General features: G+C 59.0%; 16 protein-coding genes. 3 read left to right on the top strand and 13 right to left on the bottom strand.

The genetic code is table 11. The annotated features are described in order from the left end of the window. Positions 1-59 precede the first annotated feature (59 nt). A complete protein-coding gene (locus tag QPL96_RS15915; protein WP_303288294.1) occupies positions 60-977 on the top strand; it encodes an OmpA family protein in 918 nt (305 codons plus the stop codon). Between the two features lie 6 nt (positions 978-983). On the opposite strand, the gene QPL96_RS15910 is transcribed toward QPL96_RS15915, so the two are convergent. Beyond that, positions 984-1,910: a histone deacetylase family protein gene (locus QPL96_RS15910; RefSeq protein ID WP_303288293.1), complete on the bottom strand. Its 927-nt coding sequence runs from the start codon at positions 1,908-1,910 to the stop codon at positions 984-986. A gap of 207 nt (positions 1,911-2,117) precedes the next feature. Here QPL96_RS15910 and QPL96_RS15905 point away from each other — a divergent pair, with 207 nt between their 5' ends. Continuing rightward, the gene (locus tag QPL96_RS15905) at positions 2,118-4,862 is read left to right on the top strand and encodes a GNAT family N-acetyltransferase (RefSeq protein ID WP_303288292.1); all 2,745 of its coding nucleotides are present in this window, start codon (positions 2,118-2,120) and stop codon (positions 4,860-4,862) included. 87 nt (positions 4,863-4,949) lie between these two features. Here the strand turns inward: QPL96_RS15905 and rdgC are convergent, their stop codons facing one another. From rdgC to QPL96_RS15865, 8 genes are read right to left on the bottom strand one after another with little or no spacing between them, the layout of a single operon-like run. Further along, a complete protein-coding gene (gene rdgC / locus QPL96_RS15900; RefSeq protein ID WP_303288291.1) occupies positions 4,950-5,876 on the bottom strand; it encodes a recombination-associated protein RdgC in 927 nt (308 codons plus the stop codon). A 19-nt stretch (positions 5,877-5,895) separates the two neighbouring features. Next, a complete protein-coding gene (locus QPL96_RS15895) occupies positions 5,896-6,096 on the bottom strand; it encodes a DUF2788 domain-containing protein (protein WP_303288290.1) in 201 nt (66 codons plus the stop codon). A 47-nt stretch (positions 6,097-6,143) separates the two neighbouring features. Continuing rightward, a complete protein-coding gene (yaaA, locus tag QPL96_RS15890; protein ID WP_303288289.1) occupies positions 6,144-6,914 on the bottom strand; it encodes a peroxide stress protein YaaA in 771 nt (256 codons plus the stop codon). 12 nt (positions 6,915-6,926) lie between these two features. Next, positions 6,927-7,160, bottom strand: a complete 234-nt coding sequence (locus QPL96_RS15885; RefSeq protein ID WP_303288288.1) for a glutaredoxin family protein — start codon at positions 7,158-7,160, stop codon at positions 6,927-6,929. Beyond that, positions 7,160-7,909 (bottom strand): YciK family oxidoreductase, encoded by a 750-nt coding sequence (locus tag QPL96_RS15880; protein ID WP_303288287.1) that lies wholly within the window; start codon positions 7,907-7,909, stop codon positions 7,160-7,162. The genes QPL96_RS15885 and QPL96_RS15880 overlap by 1 nt, the downstream gene beginning before the upstream one ends. Positions 7,910-7,967: 58 nt before the next feature. Continuing rightward, positions 7,968-8,642: an HAD family hydrolase gene (locus tag QPL96_RS15875; protein WP_303288286.1), complete on the bottom strand. Its 675-nt coding sequence runs from the start codon at positions 8,640-8,642 to the stop codon at positions 7,968-7,970. Next, complete coding sequence (ubiG, locus tag QPL96_RS15870; protein ID WP_303288285.1) at positions 8,617-9,333, bottom strand: bifunctional 2-polyprenyl-6-hydroxyphenol methylase/3-demethylubiquinol 3-O-methyltransferase UbiG; 717 nt, start codon at positions 9,331-9,333, stop codon at positions 8,617-8,619. Before ubiG ends, QPL96_RS15875 begins: the two co-directional genes overlap by 26 nt. A gap of 20 nt (positions 9,334-9,353) precedes the next feature. Continuing rightward, positions 9,354-10,706 (bottom strand): TRZ/ATZ family hydrolase, encoded by a 1,353-nt coding sequence (locus tag QPL96_RS15865; protein WP_303288284.1) that lies wholly within the window; start codon positions 10,704-10,706, stop codon positions 9,354-9,356. 109 nt (positions 10,707-10,815) lie between these two features. On the opposite strand from QPL96_RS15865, the gene mtnA reads away from it, so the two are divergent. Beyond that, positions 10,816-11,880, top strand: coding sequence for an S-methyl-5-thioribose-1-phosphate isomerase (mtnA, locus tag QPL96_RS15860; RefSeq protein ID WP_303288283.1), 1,065 nt, complete (start codon positions 10,816-10,818; stop codon positions 11,878-11,880). Here mtnA and QPL96_RS15855 read toward each other — a convergent pair. From QPL96_RS15855 to QPL96_RS15840, 4 genes are all read right to left on the bottom strand, one after another. Further along, positions 11,869-12,669, bottom strand: a complete 801-nt coding sequence (locus QPL96_RS15855) for a helix-turn-helix transcriptional regulator (protein ID WP_303288282.1) — start codon at positions 12,667-12,669, stop codon at positions 11,869-11,871. The two genes, mtnA and QPL96_RS15855, sit on opposite strands and share 12 nt — an antisense overlap. Positions 12,670-12,693: 24 nt before the next feature. Next, complete coding sequence (locus QPL96_RS15850; RefSeq protein ID WP_303288281.1) at positions 12,694-14,865, bottom strand: carboxy terminal-processing peptidase; 2,172 nt, start codon at positions 14,863-14,865, stop codon at positions 12,694-12,696. Positions 14,866-15,113: 248 nt separating this feature from the next. After that, positions 15,114-17,264 (bottom strand): 3-hydroxyacyl-CoA dehydrogenase NAD-binding domain-containing protein, encoded by a 2,151-nt coding sequence (locus tag QPL96_RS15845; protein WP_303288280.1) that lies wholly within the window; start codon positions 17,262-17,264, stop codon positions 15,114-15,116. A gap of 30 nt (positions 17,265-17,294) precedes the next feature. Continuing rightward, a complete protein-coding gene (locus tag QPL96_RS15840; RefSeq protein WP_303288279.1) occupies positions 17,295-18,503 on the bottom strand; it encodes an acetyl-CoA C-acetyltransferase in 1,209 nt (402 codons plus the stop codon). Between the last annotated feature and the right edge of the window lie 136 nt (positions 18,504-18,639).

The following is an 18,639-nucleotide window of genomic DNA, read 5'->3' as shown; positions in this document are numbered from 1 at the left end:
GGACAAGGGCCGTTAAATACTCAAAGCCTCTTAACTCCCTGAAACCGACGGCAACCGATATGGGATTCCGCCCCCGCCACAATCCGATGACTGTACTGGCCGCCTGCCTTTTCAGTGTGTTTTTGCCCACGAGTGGCCAGGCTGCGAGCTACGGTGCGGGTATTGAAAATAGCCAGTGGTACCTGGCCGAGTCGGTTTTCGAATGTCGCCTGGTGCACGAGGTGCCCGGTTATGGGCGGGCGGTTTTCTATCATCGCGCCGGCGAAAACCTGTCGTTCTTTCTGGAATCCGAAGCGCCGCTGATGCGCCCGGGGCGGGGTAGCCTGGTAGCAGAAGCGCCATCCTGGCGCCCGGGCGCAGCGCCGCGGCCCTTGGGAACCGTCGATGTCTCGGATGATCGCCGCCAGGTCACTCTGGATACCCGCCTGGCCTTTGTTCTGGCCCGCGGCCTGCTTGATGGCATGCGCCCTACGGTTACCCGGGAGTCCTGGTTTGACGGCCGGCCGGTGCGGGTGCATGTCTCCAACATCAATTTTTCCGGCGAGTATCAGCGATATCAGCGTTGTACTACCAACCTCCTGCCAGTGAATTTTGACCAGATCCGCCGCTCACGCATTCCGTTTGCCAGCGGCAGCACCCAGTTATCGGATCGGGACAGGAAATTGTTGGACAATATCGTGACCTATGTGATTGCGGATTCGACAGTGGAACGGATTTTCGTGGATGGCCATAGTGACAGTATTGGCAGCCGGATCAACAACCGGGCCCTCTCGGAAGATCGTGCCAATGTGGTGGCGGATTACCTCAAGGCCCGGGGGCTTGATGAAAACATGATTACTGTCAGGGCCCATGGTGATCAGTACCCGGTATCAAACCGCCCGGCGGACAATCGCCGAACCAACATTCGCCTGCAGCGGGCCGGTGACCAGCCGGAACTGCAACAAGCCAACGGCTACGGCGGGGATCCCCGGGGATAGCCGGGATCAGTAAACTGAATTGAGCACTTCGAGATGGGCGTTTACACTCTCTGCCAGAGCACGCAGGTGGTACCCGCCTTCCAACGTTGAAATGATCCGGTCGTTGCTGTGTTCATGGGCAACGCCCACAATTATTTCCGTCAGCCAGCGGTAGTCTTCGGTATCCAGATTCAGTTCTGCCATCGGGTCCAGCCGGTGGGCGTCAAAGCCTGCCGAAATAAGGATCAACTGGGGTTTGAAGTCGTTCAGCCGCTTCAGCCAGCCGGCTTCAACCCGCTTCCGGTACTCCTCTGGGGGACAGTTTGCCTCAATCGGAATGTTCACGATATTTTCCGCTTGCCGGTGCACGTGGGAGTGTGGGTAGAAGGGGTGCTGGAAGCTGGAGCACATCAGGATCCGTTCATCACCACTGACAACGTCCACCGTGCCGTTGCCCTGGTGCACATCAAAATCGATGATTGCGACCCGTTCGAGATGGTGGAAGGTGAGGGCGCGCATAGCCGCCAGGGCGATGTTGTTATAGAAGCAGAATCCCATGGACTTGGCTCGCTCGGCATGATGACCAGGCGGGCGGGCGCAGACAAAGGCATTGGTCACCTGGCTGCTCATCACCATATCCACGGCCTGGACATTGGCACCGGCTGCCAGGCGGGCGGCTCGAAGAGTGTCAGGCATCATGGCGGTGTCCGGGTCGGTAAACACCCGGCCCCGGGTAGGTTGCATCAGGTCAAGCTGGTGCAGGTAGTTCTCCGGGTGCACAGTCAGTAACTGGTCACGGGTAATCTCTTCAGGACGAACCCAGTCGAGCTTCTGGTCCAGGCCGGTATCGGCGAGGTAGCTGATGATAGCCGCAAGCCGCTCCGGGCTTTCCGGATGCTCGGGCCCCATGTTGTGCCTCATGAAGTCATCGTGGGAAAAGAATGCCGTGGTCATAGGTCTCGGGCTGCCTTCAATATGCTTATATTTTTTCCAAGCTTATCAGGGAAAACCGCAGGGTGCCGTGTTTCTTTGGTCTTATAGGGGAGATAGTCATTTCACATCGGCGGATCACGGCCTAAGATAAGGGCTACGCTCATAAGTAACCTGTTTTATTACATTTATTACCCGACTGGCCGCGGCCGGACAAGAAGGAGAGTCAGCTTGAGCACCCGGTATCTGGAAAACCTGTTCAACCCCGCATCCATTGCGGTGATCGGTGCGTCGGAGCGGGCGGACAACCTTGGCGGCATGGTATTAAGGAACCTGATGGGGGGCGGTTATCCCGGGCGTTTGCTGGTGGTTAACCAGAACGATTACGAGAACGTCCATGGGGTGCCGTGCGTCAAAAAAGTCTCGAGAATGGGGTTTTCGCCGGACCTGGCGATCATTTGTACTCCGCCGGACACCGTCGCCAAGACCATAAAGCGGCTGGGTGAGGCCGGGGTACGCACCGCCATCGTGATGACCGGTGGCATGTCCCGCACCCACAGCAAAACCGGTCAGCCCCTGATGTATTCCGTGCGGGAAGCAGCCCGCGAGACCGGCATCCGGGTTCTTGGCCCCAACACCATCGGCCTGATGGTTCCGGCCCGCAGTCTAAACGCTACCTATGCCCACATGGGGGTGATCCCGGGCCGGGTGGCCTTCGTCGGCCAGTCCGGCACCATTGCCAGTTCGGTCATCGACTGGGCGTTCGCCCGGGGGGTCGGGTTTTCCTATTTTCTCACCCTCGGCGACGGCATGGACATTGATCACGACGATCTGATCGATTACCTCGCACAGGACACCCTGACCCGAGCTATTCTCCTGCATATCGAAAATATTCCCAACGCCCGACGTTTCATGTCAGCCGTCCGGGTGGCTTCGCGTACCAAACCGGTGATTGCGGTGAAGTCCGGCCGGGTGCCGGAATCCGAGTGGTTCCCCCATGAATTACCGGCCGGGCTCAAACGCAGTGACCCGATCTATGATGCCATGCTGCAGCGCGCCGGTGTGCTTCGGGTGGACGGCCTCGGGCAGATGTTTGATGCGCTGGAGACGCTGACCCGTATGCGTCCTTTGCGTCGGGAAAGTCTGGCCATTATGGCCAACGGTGTTGGTCCGGGTGTATTGGCCGTGGACCGGCTGGCGGATCTGGGCGGTGAACTGGCGGAATTATCGGATTCCAGTATTGAAGCCCTGGCCAAGCTGCTACCACCTTACTGGACTCGCAAGAATCCTATCGACCTCAACTACGATGCCTCCCCGGAGTTGTACGGCAAGGCCATCAAGATCCTGGCCAAGGATCCGGAAGTGGCTAATGTGCTGGTGATGTATGCTCCCAGTCTAACCGAGGACAGTCTTCAGATCGCCGATGCGGTGGTTCAGGCGTGCAAGGGTACCCGCCTGAATGTGTTCACCTGCTGGCTGGGCCAGAGTACGGTGATGGACGCCCGGGAAGAGTTCTACCGGGCCGGGCTGCCGTCGTTCTTCAACCCGGAAAAAGCCGTAGTGGCGTTCATGCAACATGTTCGTCACCAGCGGGTTCAGCGGCTGCTGACAGAAACCCCCGAATCGTTCACCGACCATTTTGCCGACAGGACACATACCCGCAAGGTAGTCATGAATGCATTGCGTTCGGGGCGCTACCACTTGTCCAACCGCGAAGCCCGTGATCTTGTTCGGGACTATGGGATCAGCACCATTGACACCATGTACTGCGATGACATGGAGGAAGTACTGGAGGTGTTTGCGGTTGAGCGGCGCCCTATCGACATTACCATCGTTCATGAGCAGGCCTGCCACCCGTTTCTGAACCTGAGCCCTACCCAGCGTCGATACAAAGGCACGGTGCAAAAGCTTAACAGCGAAGCGGCCATCATGGATTCCTGCCGCTACCTGATGGAGGAATATCAGCGTCACTTCCCGGACAGTGGCTTTCTTGGGTTTGCGGTGCAGCGTTCCTACCAGCATGTGGGTGGTATCGAGTTCAGTGTTGGCATCACCCGGGACGCCCTTTTCGGTCCACTGGTGGTCTGTGGTGCCGCCGGTGCCCAGATCAACGTGATGACCGACCGCCAGATCGCTTTGCCGCCCCTGAACATGGTGCTGGCAAGGGAGCTCCTGCGCCGCACCTATATGTACAAACTGCTCAAGGAGCACAGCCTGAAGCCGGAGGAGGATATCCGGGCGGTCTCTGAAACCCTGGTGACACTGTCCCAGATTGTGATCGACATTCCGGAGATTCAGGGCCTGGAGATCGCGCCCTTGCTGTTTAACGAACAGGGGGCGGTAGCCGTGAATATCGCCGTCGACCTGGCGGACAAGCCCGGCCGGCCCATTATCCAGCCTTACCCCAGAGAGCTTGAAGAGTGGATTGTGCTGCCGAAATCCGGCCGGCGGGTGATTATCCGGCCGGTACTGGCCGAGGATGAGCCTGCTCACCGGGCCTTCCATGAGTTGCAGTCGCCTGAATCCATCCGCTACCGGTTCTTCCAGTACCGCAAGCACTTCTCCCGGGAAGACGTGGCCCAGATGGTGCAGATCGATTACGACCGGGAAATGGTGTTCATCGCCAACGCGCCAAAGGAAGACGGCGAGGGTGAGGAAACCCTTGGAACCGTGCGAACATGGACCGACGCCGACAACCTGCAATGCGAGTTTGCGGTGATGGTGCACGACAAAATGAAGGGTGAAGGCCTGGGCATTGCTCTGATGCAGAAAATGATCGACTACTGCCGAGCCCGGGGCACCATGGAAATGGTGGGGAACGTGCTGCCGGACAACCGCCCGATGCTGCAACTGGCGGAGCATCTGGGTTTCGAGATCAAGTTCAACACGGAAGAGGAAGTGATGGATCTGCGGCTGGTTCTGAATGAACCGGAAAAGGACTGGCAGCGGGAGCGGTTGGGAAAGAGCGCCCACTAAGAGCGCCAGAAGGTGGGGTCAGATGAAAACGGGGTCAGATGAACTTTTCATCTGACCCCGTTTTCATCTGACCCCGTTTTCAGGCTTCTACTCTTCGACAATCGCGGAGCGGTCTTCGCCGCCCAGGGCTTCCAGCAGTCCCGGAATCAGTCTGGACAGCTCCAGGGTCATCAGGGTGAAGGCTGCGTCGAACTTGGCAGCCGAGTCGTCCGCATCGACGTCTTCGAGCTGATCCTGGAGGGTTTCGCCGAATTTCAGGCGGCGGATGCCCAGTTCCTCATCCAGTACGAACGAGACGTTGTCATCCCAGGTGAGGGACAGTTTGGTAACCTGCATGCCGGCGTCCAGATGATTGCGGATTTCGTCCGCTTTCAGGTCCAGGCCTTTGCAGCGCACCACGCCGCCGTCCTCGGACGGATCTTTCAGTTCGCATTCACTGCCCAGAACCACTGTGCCGGGTAAATCAATGGATTCGTTCAGCCAGCCGGTAAAGGTGAAGGCGGGTGCCTGCTCCACGGCCGGTGGGCGCACCGGCAGCGAACCCAGGCATTTGCGCAGGGCCGAGGCCAGGTCTTCGGCCTGTTTCGCGGAGCCGGCGTCAACGACCAGCACACCGTCCTGTGGTGCGAGATAGGCAAAACAGCGGCGATTCCTGGAGAAGGCCTGCGGTAGCATCTCCAGCATCACCTGTTCCTTGATCTCGTCCTTTTCCTTGCGGCGAACTTTGCGGCCCTGCTCGAATTCAATGGCTTCTGCTTTTTCTTCAACCGCTTCCTTGACCACCGGGCCGGGCAGAATCTTCTCTTCCTTGCGCAGGGCAATCAGATGGTAGCCGTTGGCGCTGTGAACCAGCAGCTCACCATGCTTGCCCAGCGGCGGCACCCAACCCTGGCGGCTGGTTTCCTGGGGACCGCAGGGCTTGAAGGCGTCCTCCCGGAGCTTTTCTTCCAGCTCTTCGGCGGAGATATCAAACGGTTTGGTAAAACGGAATACGCGAGCGTTGCGAAACCACATCAGGGCTGGTCCTTGTCTTTCATATTTGTACGATCTCTACGAGTACGGTTTTAACGATAAAGCCCACAACACCGGCGCCCAGTACGGTAAACAGGGCAATGGTGCCGAATTTTCCGGCCTGTGATTTCTTGGCCAGATCCCAGACGATGAAACCCATCCAGACAATCAGGCCGGTCAGAAACACCAGCATGGCGATCTGGGAAAACACTGCTTCGTTCATTGTTTACTCCGATATTAACGTGGATCAGGAAGTCTCAGATTGACTCCCTATTGTTCATCCCGCAGGAAAACCCAGTTGTTCTTATCGGATTGGTCTTCGCTGAAGTGGTAGCCTTCGAGGTTGAACCCCTTGAGGTCGTCGGCGTGTGTGATTCGGTTCTGGATGGCAAACCGACACATCTGGCCGCGGGCTTTCTTGGCGTAGAAGCTGATCATCTTGTACTGACCATTCTTCCAGTCCTTGAATTGGGGGGTGATCAGCCGGCCTTCAAGATCTTTTTTCCTTATGCTTTTGAAATACTCGTTGGAGGCAAGGTTCACCAGTACGCTGTCGTCGTCTGCCAGCAGGCGGTTGAGTTCATCTGTGATCCTGCTACCCCAGAACGTATAGAGATCCTTGCCACGGCTGTTCTCGAACCGGGTACCCATTTCCAGGCGATAGGGCTGCATCAGGTCCAGAGGTTTCAGTACCCCGTACAGGCCTGAGAGTATGCGCAGGTGTTGCTGGGCGAACTCGAAATCCTGCTCACTGAAGCTTTCGGCGTTCAGGCCGGTGTACACGTCGCCCTTGAAAGCCAGTAGGGCCTGGCGGGCGTTCTCGGGCGTAAACGGCGTGTGCCAGTTCCGGTAGCGCCCGGCGTTCAGTTGGCCCAGCTTGTCGCTGATGTTCATCAGGTTGCTGATCTGGTGCGGCTCCAGTTCCTTGAGCTGGTCCACCAGCTCACAGGCGTGGTCAAGAAAATCCGGCTGGCTGACCTTGTCTGTCGCCAGTGGGCTTTCGTAATCCAATGTCTTGGCAGGGGAAATAACCATCAACATGTCAGGCAGTCCTCATTGCAGGAATGTCAGTAATTCATCCCTGGTAAACGGCCAGTTCAGTTCCTCGCCGGTGTCGTTACGGCGCAGTACCGGGATCCGGGTACCGTAGCGTTCCACCAGCTCCTCGGACTGGGCAATGTCCACCACGTCTACCGGTATGGGTTCCGGCATGGGCGTATTTACAAGCAGGGCTTCGGCCAGTTCGCACAGATGGCATTGAGATGTCGTGTAAAAAAGCAGTTCCATTATTTCGGCTGTGCGTCCAGTTTCTGGCCGTTAACGCCCTGGCTGTCCCTGCCCATGAGGTACAGGTAAGCCGGCATCAGGTCTTCCGGTGCAGGGTTCTTCCGTGGATTCTCCGCCGGATAGGCACGGGCTCTCATGCTGGTACGGGTGGCGCCCGGGTTAAGACTGTTTACCCGTACATTGTGGCGTTCGTCATCCAGTTCGTCGGACAACAACTGGCTGAGGCCCTCTACCGCAAACTTGGAGACCGCGTAAGCGCCCCAGTAGGCCCTTGCTTTCCGGCCGACGCTGGAGGAGGTGAAGATCACCGAGGCATCGCCGGATTTGCGCAACAGGGGAATCATCGCCCGGCTCAGGAGAAAGGGCGCCGTGGTATTTACGTGCATCACCTTGTTCCAGGTTTCCGGGTCGTACAGCTCCACCGGGCACAGGTCACCCAGGATGGCGGCATTGTGCAGCAGGCCGTCCAACTGGCCGAAATTATCTTCCAGGGTCATCGCAAGTTCTTCGTAATCCTTGACTGCCGCCCCTTCGAAGTTCATCGGCACAATGGCAGGTTTCGGGTGGCCCGCGGCCTCGATTTCGTCGTAAACCGTTTCCAGCTTGCTGACAGTGCGGCCCACGAGTACGACCGTCGCACCATGGGCGGCATAGGCTTTGGCGGCGGCCCTGCCAATGCCGCTTCCGGCGCCGGTAACCATGACGATACGGTCTTTCAGAAGATCCGCGGGTGCTTGGTAATCATGCATAATCTGTCTCCGTTTCAGGCTGTTCCCGGCCTGGAAGCCGGATCGTCAAATTGGCTGGCTATTGTAACAGCTTTGCCAGATCGGTGACGGTGTCGGCGATCAGGTCGGCTTGCCACAGGTCAATGTTCTCCGGTTGCTCGATGTAACCGTAGCGCACCGCAATGGTTTTCATGCCGGCATTACGCCCGGCTTCGATATCACGTTCGTGGTCGCCCACATAAATGCCTGTGCCGGGCTCCGTGCCCATCTGCTGGCAGGCCAGGATCAGGGCTTCGGGGTGGGGTTTGCGTTGGGTAACGTGATCCGGGCAGACCAGCGCCGCACAGCGGTCTGCCAGATCCAGCGCCTGGATCAGCGGTACGGCGAACCGGGCCGGCTTGTTGGTAACAATGCCCCAGGGCACGCCCCGGTCTTCCAGGGTTCCGAGGAGCTCATCCATGCCCTCGAACAGTGCGGTTTCAACTGCCACGCCGGTTTCGTAGAGATCGAGAAATGCCGTGTGCTTTTCCAGATAGTCCGGATGTTCCGGTCCCAGCCCGAATCCCACCCGGATCATCGCCCGGGCCCCGTTTGAGACAAAGCGGCGAATGTGTTCCGGGGGCAGGGCAGCCAGCCCATGCTGTTCCCGCAACTGGTTCAGACAGCGAATAAAATCCGGTGCCGTGTCGATCAGGGTTCCGTCCAGATCAAACAGGACAGCAGAGGGTTCAGTCGTCACGTGTGTCCCTGGCATGCATAAGGTAGTTCACATCCACGTCCCGGCCCAGTTTGTAGACCTTGGTGACCGGGTTATAGGTCATGCCGGTAAGTTCACGGACATCCAGTCCGGCGTGACGCAGGTGATCGGACATCTCCGAAGGCCGGATGAATTTTTTCCACTCGTGGGTTCCCTTGGGCAGCAGCCTGAGCACGTATTCGGCACCGACAATGGCGAACAGGAACGACTTCGGATTGCGATTGATGGTTGAGACGAACAGGTGGCCACCGGGCCTGAGCATGGCTGCACAGGCCCTGATCACCGATGCGGGGTCTGGCACGTGTTCCAGCATTTCCAGGCAGGTGACCACGTCGTACTGGCCGGCGTGGTCGCTTTCCTTAGCCAGTTCTTCCACGGTTATCTGGCGATAATCGACATCAACCCCGCTTTCCAGGCCGTGCAGCCGCGCCACGGAGAGTGGCGCCTCGCCCATGTCGATGCCGGTTACGTGGGCGCCGCGCTGGGCCATACCCTCGGACAGCAGGCCGCCGCCGCAGCCGACATCCAGTGCTCGCTTGCCAGCCAGGGAGACCCTCTCGTCAATGTAGTTCAGGCGCAGGGGGTTGATGTCGTGCAGCGGCTTGAATTCGCTGGTGGGGTCCCACCAGCGGCTGGCCAGGGCTTCAAACTTGGCGATTTCATTCCGGTCTACGTTCTGGTTTGTCATGATTGGTTCTGCCTGGTGAATCAATGGAAAATCGGTTGGCCAGTGTGTTTGCGGATTCGTCCGGCCCAGTCATCGACACGAAGCATGAGATCGGCGACATCAATTCGGGTAAGCCGGCCATGCTGTAGTTGTGGTACGCCGTTTATCCAGCTGTGGCTTACGGACCGTCCGTGGTTGCTGTACACGAGGTGGGAGGCGGGGTCATAAACCGGCTGCAGGAACGGGTCGCTCAGGTCAATGGCTATGATGTCGGCCAGCTTGCCCGAAACCAGGGAGCCCAGCTCGTGATCCCGGCCAAGGGCCCGGGCGCCGTTGATGGTGGCCATTTCCAGGGCCTGGTGCGCTGGCAGTGCAGCAGCGTCGCCGGCCACAACCTTGGCCACCATGGCAGCAGTGCGCATTTCACCGAACAGGTCCAGATCGTTGTTGCTGGCGGCACCGTCCGTACCGATGGCGACGTTTATTCCGCTATCAAGGAGTTTCTGGACCGGACACAGGCCGCTGGCCAGTTTCAGGTTGGATTCCGGGCAATGGATGACCTGTGCTCCAGACTGCTGAAGCAGGCGGATATCAGTGTCGTCGATCTGGGTCATGTGCACGCACTGGGTTTCCGGGCGCAATACGCCAAGCTCCGCCAGCCGCGCTGCTGGACGCTTGCCGAGTTTTTCACTGGCCTCGGCCACTTCAAACGCTGTTTCGTGAAGGTGTATCTGGATTTGTGCGCCGGTGTCTTCAGACAGCCGGGCGGCCTTGGCCATGGGGCCGTCTGACACAGTATAGGGCGCATGGGGGCCAATGGCCGGCATGATGCAGTCATCGGCCTTCCAGGTGTCGATAAGCGCGCGCCCCTTGCTCAGATACTCCTCCGGTCCTGAGCCCCAGGGGGTGGGGAAATCCAGTAACGGGAAGCAGATCTGGGCGCGGATACCGGCGTCGCGGGCGACCTGGGCCGCAATCTCGGGGAAGAAGTACATGTCCGAGAAAGTGGTGGTGCCTGTGCGCAGCATTTCAGCCATGGCCAGTTGGGTGCCATCGGCAATGAACTGCTCGCTGATAAAGCGACCTTCGGCCGGCCAGATATGATCGTTTAGCCAGGTCATCAGCGGGAGGTCATCCGCCATGCCCCTGAAGAGCGTCATCGCCGCGTGGCCGTGCATATTGATCAGGCCCGGCATGACCACATGATGCGGCAGGTCAACCGTTTCGCGGGTTCTGAATTCCCGGTCTGCCTGCTGCCGGGGAATAACCGCGGCAATCCGGGCTCCCTGAATGATCACTGCCTGGTTCTCAAGCACCATGCCCCCTGGCTCAACCGGGATCAGCCAGCGTGCGTTGATGCGGATATCGGCTGCGGTGATGGTGTCTGCCGTCATTAACCCTGCCTTACAGCGGTTGGCGCGGTGCGGCCGCGCTTTGGAAATGTAGCTCGGAAGTATAACCGTTATACTGGCACTTTTCAGCGCTGCAAACCGGAGCATTTTTATGGCACAAACCCCGAAACCGCCTTCTGAACGTGGCATTGGCGCCGTTGCCATAAGATGGCACGGCAGCAGTCTTGAACTGCTGGACCAGCGCCTGCTGCCCGGGGAAGAGCACTGGATTACGCTCGAAGGCGCAGTTGGTGTGGCGCAGGGCATTCGGGATATGGTGGTTCGCGGTGCCCCGGCCATTGGTATCAGCGCCGCTTACGGGGTCGCTCTGGCGGCACGGCATGCAGGTGGCGGCGACTGGAAGGCGGAAATAAAACAGTCTATCCGCGAGCTTGCAGCGTCCCGACCCACGGCGGTCAACCTGTTCTGGGCGTTGCAGCGCATGGAACAGGTGTTTCACCAATGCCATTCCCTGGACGAGGCGGCAAAGCGGCTGGCCAAAGAGGCGGTGGCGATTCACGAGGAAGATCTCGCCGCCAATGTTGCCATGGCGGACCATGCCCTGGAATTCATGGCGCCAGACAAACCCATGTCTGTGCTTACCCACTGCAATACCGGTGCGCTGGCCACTGGCGGTTATGGGACTGCGCTGGGTGTTATCCGCCGGCTGAACGAGGAAAAGCTGCTGAGGGAAGTCTTTGCCGATGAAACCCGGCCCTGGCTCCAGGGCAGTCGCCTGACCGCCTGGGAGCTGTCCCGCGACGGCATTCCAGTTACCCTCAATGCCGATGGCGCGGCGGCGGCGATCCTGGCCCGGGGTGAGGTTCGATGGGTCATTGTGGGTGCGGATCGCATTACCGCCAATGGCGATGTCGCGAACAAGATCGGCACCTACGGCCTGGCGGTTCTGGCACGCCATCATAAGGTTGGATTTATGGTGGTGGCCCCTTCCAGCACTGTGGATATGTCCCTGGCCTCGGGCTCGGACATCCCCATTGAAGAGCGTGAAGGCATGGAAGTGCGGGAGATTCGGGGAATTCCGCTGGCGCCGGAAGGCGTAAAGGTGTTTAACCCGGTGTTTGATGTAACGCCGGCCAGCCTGATTGATGCCATTGTTACGGAAAAGGGGGTGGTGCATAACCCGAATATTACCGGTATGCGGGCGCTATTTGACTGAGGGGTTTTTGCCCACTGGTCGCTTCCTGGCAGCCGGCGGCTTTTCGGGCTTGCCTGGCTCAGCGGGCTGCTTTCCCTCATAAGCCGCACGCAGTTCCTCTACCTGCCTTTCCTGTTCTTCGACAAAGTGCAGGGACATTTCGAAACTGTGGCGGGTGAACTCCAGTACCTTCTGGAAACCTTCGTCTGAAAGCGTGCGGGCATCGTCATGCCGGCGGAAGATGTTGATGAACTCGCGCTCTCGCTCGAACTGCAGCGGCAGTCTTGCCACACCCCAGTCATTCAGGAGCTGCCACACCTCGGGGTTGTAGTTGCGCGTGGTGCGCATGATGAATGGAATGGGGTCGTTCCGGGCGATAAGGGCAGCAAGCCGGAGAATCAGTTCGAAGGAGAGGGTGGCGGTACCGTTTTCAATGGCCTCCAGGACCGATTTATCCCGGAGATTCAGGGCCTCGCTCATTTCCGACAGGGTCAGCCCGGCCACTTCCCGGATATCTTTCAGGGACTGGCCAGCGGTTAGCATGGCCCGCAGTTGATCCTGGGAGTTGATCAGGGCCCGGCCAACCCGGAGAGAGGTGTCGGTGGCCTTGACCCCAAAACGAAGCGCTGAGCCGGTCAGGCTGGCCAGGCGGTCAATCAGGCCCTCTTGCGTTCGTTCCCGGGCCGTCGGTTTTTCAAGACCGTCAACCTCTTCCAGAGAGCGCATGGCATGGAGGGCGTCCAGGAGCATGTCCCGAAGCACTCGCGCCTTTTGCCGGCTATCCTGTCCGCCGTCGCCGTTTTCAGTCATGGGGGCTGGTGGCTTCGGGGCCACTTACCTGACCGGAGCCTGGGCCGCAAACTGCTGTGGGGTCAGAATAGAAGCCATGCGGCTATCCAGACCCAGCATGTCCGCCATGATGTGCCCACCTTCCCGAATGACGAAATCGAGTTCGTCGTCGGTTGAGTTCAGGTCCGCGGCTTGTTGGTCCTGCCAGTCTTCAAGATCGTCCAGCGAATCGAACGGCTGCTCTCCCTTGAGCTCCCGGCGGGCATTGGCAATCGCCAGGCGGGTACGCTCAACCCGTTCGTGTTGCTCGCGGCGTTCCTCCTGGTTAAGGCTGACGCTGTCTGTCGCCCGCTGTTGGGCCAGAAAGTCGATTTCCTGTTGCAGGAGACGGAACTCGGGGCTTGTTGAGAAACGCTCCTCATGACGCTTGCGAAGCTCATCGATAATTCCGCTGAAATCGTAATAGCGGGTGTGGGGCACGGCCTCGATCTGGTCCCAGGGAAGGGCTTGATCGAGGGCATCTTCACCGATCCGGGTCTTGTCAATACGCGACGGAATCTCGATATCCGGGATAACTCCCTTGTGCTGGGTCGAACCGCCGGATACCCGGTAGAATTTCGACTGGGTAATCTTGAGCTGGCCATGGTTCAGTGGGCGAACGGCCTGCACGGTGCCTTTACCGAACGTCTGCGAGCCGACGACCAGCCCGCGGCCATAGTCCTGAATGGCCCCTGCGAAGATCTCTGAGGCGGACGCACTCATGCGGTTGGTCAGAACCACCAGGGGGCCGTCATAAGCTACGGACGGGTCCTCATCTTTGAGCACCTGCACGTCGTTGTTGGCGTTGCGGATCTGCACCGTTGGGCCTTGGTCGATAAACAGGCCGACCAGCTCATTGGCCTCGTGCAGGGCGCCACCACCATTATTGCGCAAGTCAATCACCAGCCCGTCGACGCCTTCCGCCTGAAGCTCGGCAATCAGCTTGCGAACATCCCGGGTTGTGCTCTTGTAATTGGGGTCACCTGCCTGCATGGCCTGGAAGTCAGCGTAGAAGGTGGGGATCGTGACAACGCCAATGGTGTATTCCTTGCCGCCCTGCTCCAGTTGGAGGGTGTCTTTGCTGGCGCTTTGCTCTTCCAGTTTCACCTCATCCCGTTTGATGGCGATGGTTTTGGTCATGGTTTCATCAGAGGCGGTGGCCGGAATAACTTCCAGGGCCACCGTTGAGTTCCTTGGGCCGCGGATCAGGTCCACGACTTCATCAAGGCGCCAGCCAATGACATTCACGGGTTTTCCGTCTTCCTGGGACACCGCGACGATCCGGTCTGCCGGTTGCAACTGGCCCTGCTTGGACGCCGGCCCGCCGGGAACCAGCCGGACCACCTTGGTGTATTCGTTGTCTGACTGCAGAACCGCACCGATCCCTTCGAGAGAGAGGCTCATGTTAATGTTGAAGTTTTCGGATGTGCGCGGCGAAAAATATGAGGTGTGTGGGTCCCACATACCGGTAAACGCGTTCATATAGGCCTGGAAGGCATCTTCGCTGCGGGCCTGGTAGGCGCGTTTCAACTGACCTTTGTAGCGACGCAGCAGCGTTTCTTTAATAGCATCGTCCTCACTGCCACTGAGTCGTTGTGCCAGGACGGCGTTCTTGATTCGCTTGCGCCAGAGTTCGTCCAGGGCCTGGGTATCAGGCACCCAGTCCGCTTCGGAACGATCAACGAGAATGCGCTCGTTTTTCGAGAAATCCAGAGTGTCGATGCCACTTTCGATTAGGCCAATGGCAAACTGCAGTCGCTCAATGATGCGCTGCTGGACCCGGTTGTAGATATCGAAGCCGGGCTGCAACTGGCCGGTTTTCAGGGCTGAACCCAATTGACCTTTAATCCGGTCGAACTTCTGGATGTCCCCTTTGGTAAGGTAGATTCGCTGGCCGTCCAGGTAAGCCAGATAGGCATCAAACACATCGCCGGACAGCTCATCGCTGATGCCCAGATCGCGGAAATGGGTAAACTGCAGCTGGCGGGCAATCAGGATGTTTGCCCGCGCCTGCTCAATAGTGGGCGCGACCGGCTCGTAGATCGACGGAGTGTCGACTTTCGCCTGCAGTCCCAGTGGCGTCGAGAGCAGCAGTGTAACCGTGACTGCCCTGCATACTCTTGTCCGGATGTTCTGTGCCGGAGAGCGACGGGCCGGAATTCTTTCCGCAATGGTCATAAATGTATACCTGACGGTGTTGGCCAGAAAAGCGCAGTAAAGACGCTTGCCTGACCGTGAGCGAATAAATTTATTGTAGGCAAGCACTACACCCGTTGCCATAGGTAGCACGTATCGGTTCGTGACAATCTGTCCATGAAACCGGCAGGTTAGTAACCGGAAAGCCTTTGGCGGTGCGCAGATAAGGAGAGAAATCTTGCCGTGAGACTGCCGGGAGGGGGCTGCCATCCTCCCCCGGCGCGGTGGCCTCAGGCGAGGGGTGAGTTGCTCTCGGCTCTCTCCAGCAGCAGTCTGGGAGGAGCAAAGCGTTCGCCATAAGCGCGGGCAAGTTCTGTCGCCCGCTCTGTGAACGCTCTCACGCCATACTGATTAATGAATTGTAGGGTGCCGCCAGTCCAGGGCGCATAGCCAATACCGAAAATGCTGCCGATGTTGGCGTCTTCCACCGTGCGCAGAACACCTTCTTCCAGGCAACGGACGGTTTCGATGGCCTGGATGAACAGGATCCGGTCCTTCAGTTCCTGCAGCCTGATATTTCGGGCCTTCTGTGCATCCACGAACAGGGCCTCCAGCTCTGGCCACAAGTGTTTCTTGCCGTTGGCGGGGTAGTCGTAGAATCCGGCGCCTGCTGCTTTGCCTTTGCGGCCATGCTCGTAAATCATCGTATCAATCACCGCTTCCGCCGGGTGGGCGTTCCAGGTGCCGCCTGCGGCTTCGGTGTCTTTTTTGCTCTGGTTCCGGATGTGCTGAATCAGGGTCATGCTGACTTCATCGGATATCGCCAGCGGCCCCACAGGCATGCCCGCCAGCAGCGCGGCGTTTTCAATGCTGGAGGGGTGGATGCCCTCGCCGAGCATGCCGATGCCCTCGTTGACGAAGGTTCCAAAGACCCGGGAGGTGAAGAAGCCCCGGCTGTCGTTCACCACTACCGGGATCTTGCCAATCTGCTGAACGTAATCGAAGGCGCGTGCAAGGGTTTCGTTGGCGGTTTGCTCTCCAACGATGATTTCCACCAGCTGCATCCTGTCCACTGGTGAGAAGAAGTGCAGGCCGATAAAGTTTTCCGGCTTTCGGGAGGCTCCGGCAAGCTGGGTAATGGGAATAGTGGAGGTGTTGGAGGCGAAAATCCCGTTCGCCACGAGCTTGGGTTCCGCTTCCCGGGTTACCCTGGCCTTCAGCTCGCTGTCCTCGAACACCGCCTCAATCACCAGGTCGCAGCCTTCCAGGTCGTCCGCCGACTCCGTGGCCTTGATTCGACCGAGGATCTTAGCCTTCTGTTCTTCGGTCATCCGTCCACGGCTGACTTTCCTGGCCAGCAGCTTTTCTGAGTAGCTTTTGCCTTTTTCGGCATTCTCCAGGGAGACGTCTTTCAACACCACGTCAATCCCCCGCGTGGCGGTGGAATAGGCAATGCCTGCGCCCATCATGCCAGCACCAAGCACGCCTACCTTGCGGAATGTTTCCTTCCCAACACCGTCGGGACGGCTGCCGCCAGCCTTGATCGCGTTCAGTTGGAACCAGAGGGCCCCGGTCATGTTCTTGGCGACCTGGCCAGTCACCAGTTCGGCAAAATACCGGGTCTCGATCAGGCTGCCGTTATCGAAATCCACCTGGGCGCCTTCCACCGCAGCGCAGAGGATGCGCTCGGGGGCCGGGTAGCAGCCTTTGGTTTTCTGTTTCAGCATGGCCGGGGCGATGGCCAGTTTCTGGGCCATGGCCGGATGGTGCGGGGCGCCGCCGGGGAACTTGAAGCCTTTCTGGTCCCAGGGTTGCTGGCATTTGGGATTGGCGTCGATGAAGGCCCGGGCCTTGGCGATCATGTCGTCGGCGGAATTTGCCAGCTCGTCGACAATGCCGGCCTTCAGGGCGGCTTTCGGGTTCACCTTCTTACCTTCCATCAGGAACGGGAAAGCGGCCTCCAGGCCAATCATCCGCGGAAGCCGCTGGGTACCGCCACCGCCGGGCAGCAGCCCCAGGGTTACTTCCGGCAGGCCCAGTTGGATGCTGTCATCGTCAATGGCAACACGGTGATGGCAGGCCAGGGCGATCTCCAGCCCACCGCCCAGGGCGGTGCCGTTGATGGCCGCAACCACGGGTTTGCCGCTGGTCTCCAGGAAACGCATGTCGGCTTTCAGGCCGTTGACCGTATCCTCAAAGGTCTTGGCGTCTTCCCGGGTGACCTTATGGAGCTCTTTCAGGTCGCCGCCGGCGAAAAAGGTTTTCTTGGCCGAGGCAATGATCACGCCCCGGATGTTGTCCAGATCACTTTTGACCTTTACAGCGGTTTCCGAGAGGCCTTCCCGGAAGGCTGCATTCAGGGTGTTGGCGGACTGGCCGGGCATATCGATGGTGAGGGTCAGGATCTGGTCTGAATCCAGTTCATAACGGATGGCACTCATAATCGGTTCTCCTTTAAAAAGTGGACGGGTTCAGACGCGCTCGATGATGGTGGCAATGCCCATGCCACCACCGACGCACAGGGTGGCCAGGCCGTAGCGTAATTCTCGCCGCTCCAGCTCATCCAGCAGGGTGCCGAGAATCATGGCACCGGTGGCACCCAGCGGGTGGCCCATGGCGATGGCGCCGCCGTTCACGTTCACTTTTTCATCGGGAACTGAGAGTTCCCGCTGGAAGCGCATCACCACCGAGGCGAAGGCTTCATTCACTTCAAACAGGTCGATCTGGCCGGCCGTCATGCCCGCCTTTTCCAGCGCCTTGCGGGCGGCCGGTGCCGGCCCGGTCAGCATGATGGTCGGATCGGTGCTGGTGACCGCTGTTGCAACAATACGGGCGCGGGGTGTCATGCCCATGGCCTTGCCCTTGGCCTCGCTGCCGATCAGCATGGCGGTGGCACCATCGACAATACCGGAGGAGTTGCCGGCGTGATGTACGTGATTAATCCTTTCCACGTAGTGGTATTTTTCCCGGGCCACGCCGTCGAAGCCCATTTCACCCATCATCTGGAACGAGGGTTTCAGGCCCGCCAGGGATTCGACTGTGGTATTGCCGCGGACATGTTCGTCACGATCCAGGATCACCACACCGTTCTGGTCAGTGACTGGAATGATGGATTTGCCGAAGTAGCCTTGCTGCCAGGCATTGGCTGCTTTCTGCTGGGACCTTACGGCGAAACCATCGACGTCCTCCCGGCTGAAGCCCTCCAGGGTGGCAATCAGATCAGCGCCGATGCCCTGAGGCATAAAGCCGGTATGCAGGTTGGTTTCCGGGTCCGTGGCCCAGGCCCCGCCATCGGAACCCATGGGCACCCGTGACATGGCTTCCACGCCACCGGCCACCACCATGTCTTCCCAGCCGGAACGTACTTTCATGGCGGCCAGATTGACGGCTTCGAGCCCGGAAGCGCAGAAGCGGTTCAGAGTAACGCCCGCCACCTTTTCGTCCCAGTTTGCCGCGAGGGCTGCGGTCTTGGCGATATCCGCACCCTGATCGCCAACCGCAGTGACGCAACCCATGACAATGTCATCCACCTGAGCGGTATCCAGGCTGTTTCTCTCCTGCAGCGCGTGGAGCACCGTGGTCAGCAGCGTGATGGGTTTGACGCTGTGGAGTGATCCGTCTTTTTTTCCACGCCCTCTCGGGGTGCGGACTGCATCGAAGATATACGCCTCAGTGGTCATTGCATGTCCTCTGGTGATGTTCGTTTCGGGATTGTTTTACCGTTGATACAACCATAGCCGGTTGCAGCACCGGGGGGTAATGACGCCGGCTGCCAATCGCATTGGCGAAATTGCTCATGCACCATGACAAGCCATG

The organism is Marinobacter sp. SS8-8, from assembly GCF_030540945.1.
Classification (GTDB): Bacteria; Pseudomonadota; Gammaproteobacteria; order Pseudomonadales; family Oleiphilaceae; genus Marinobacter.
The sequence above is the reverse complement of the archived record's forward strand: the minus strand, read 5'-3'. Positions and strand labels throughout refer to the sequence as shown.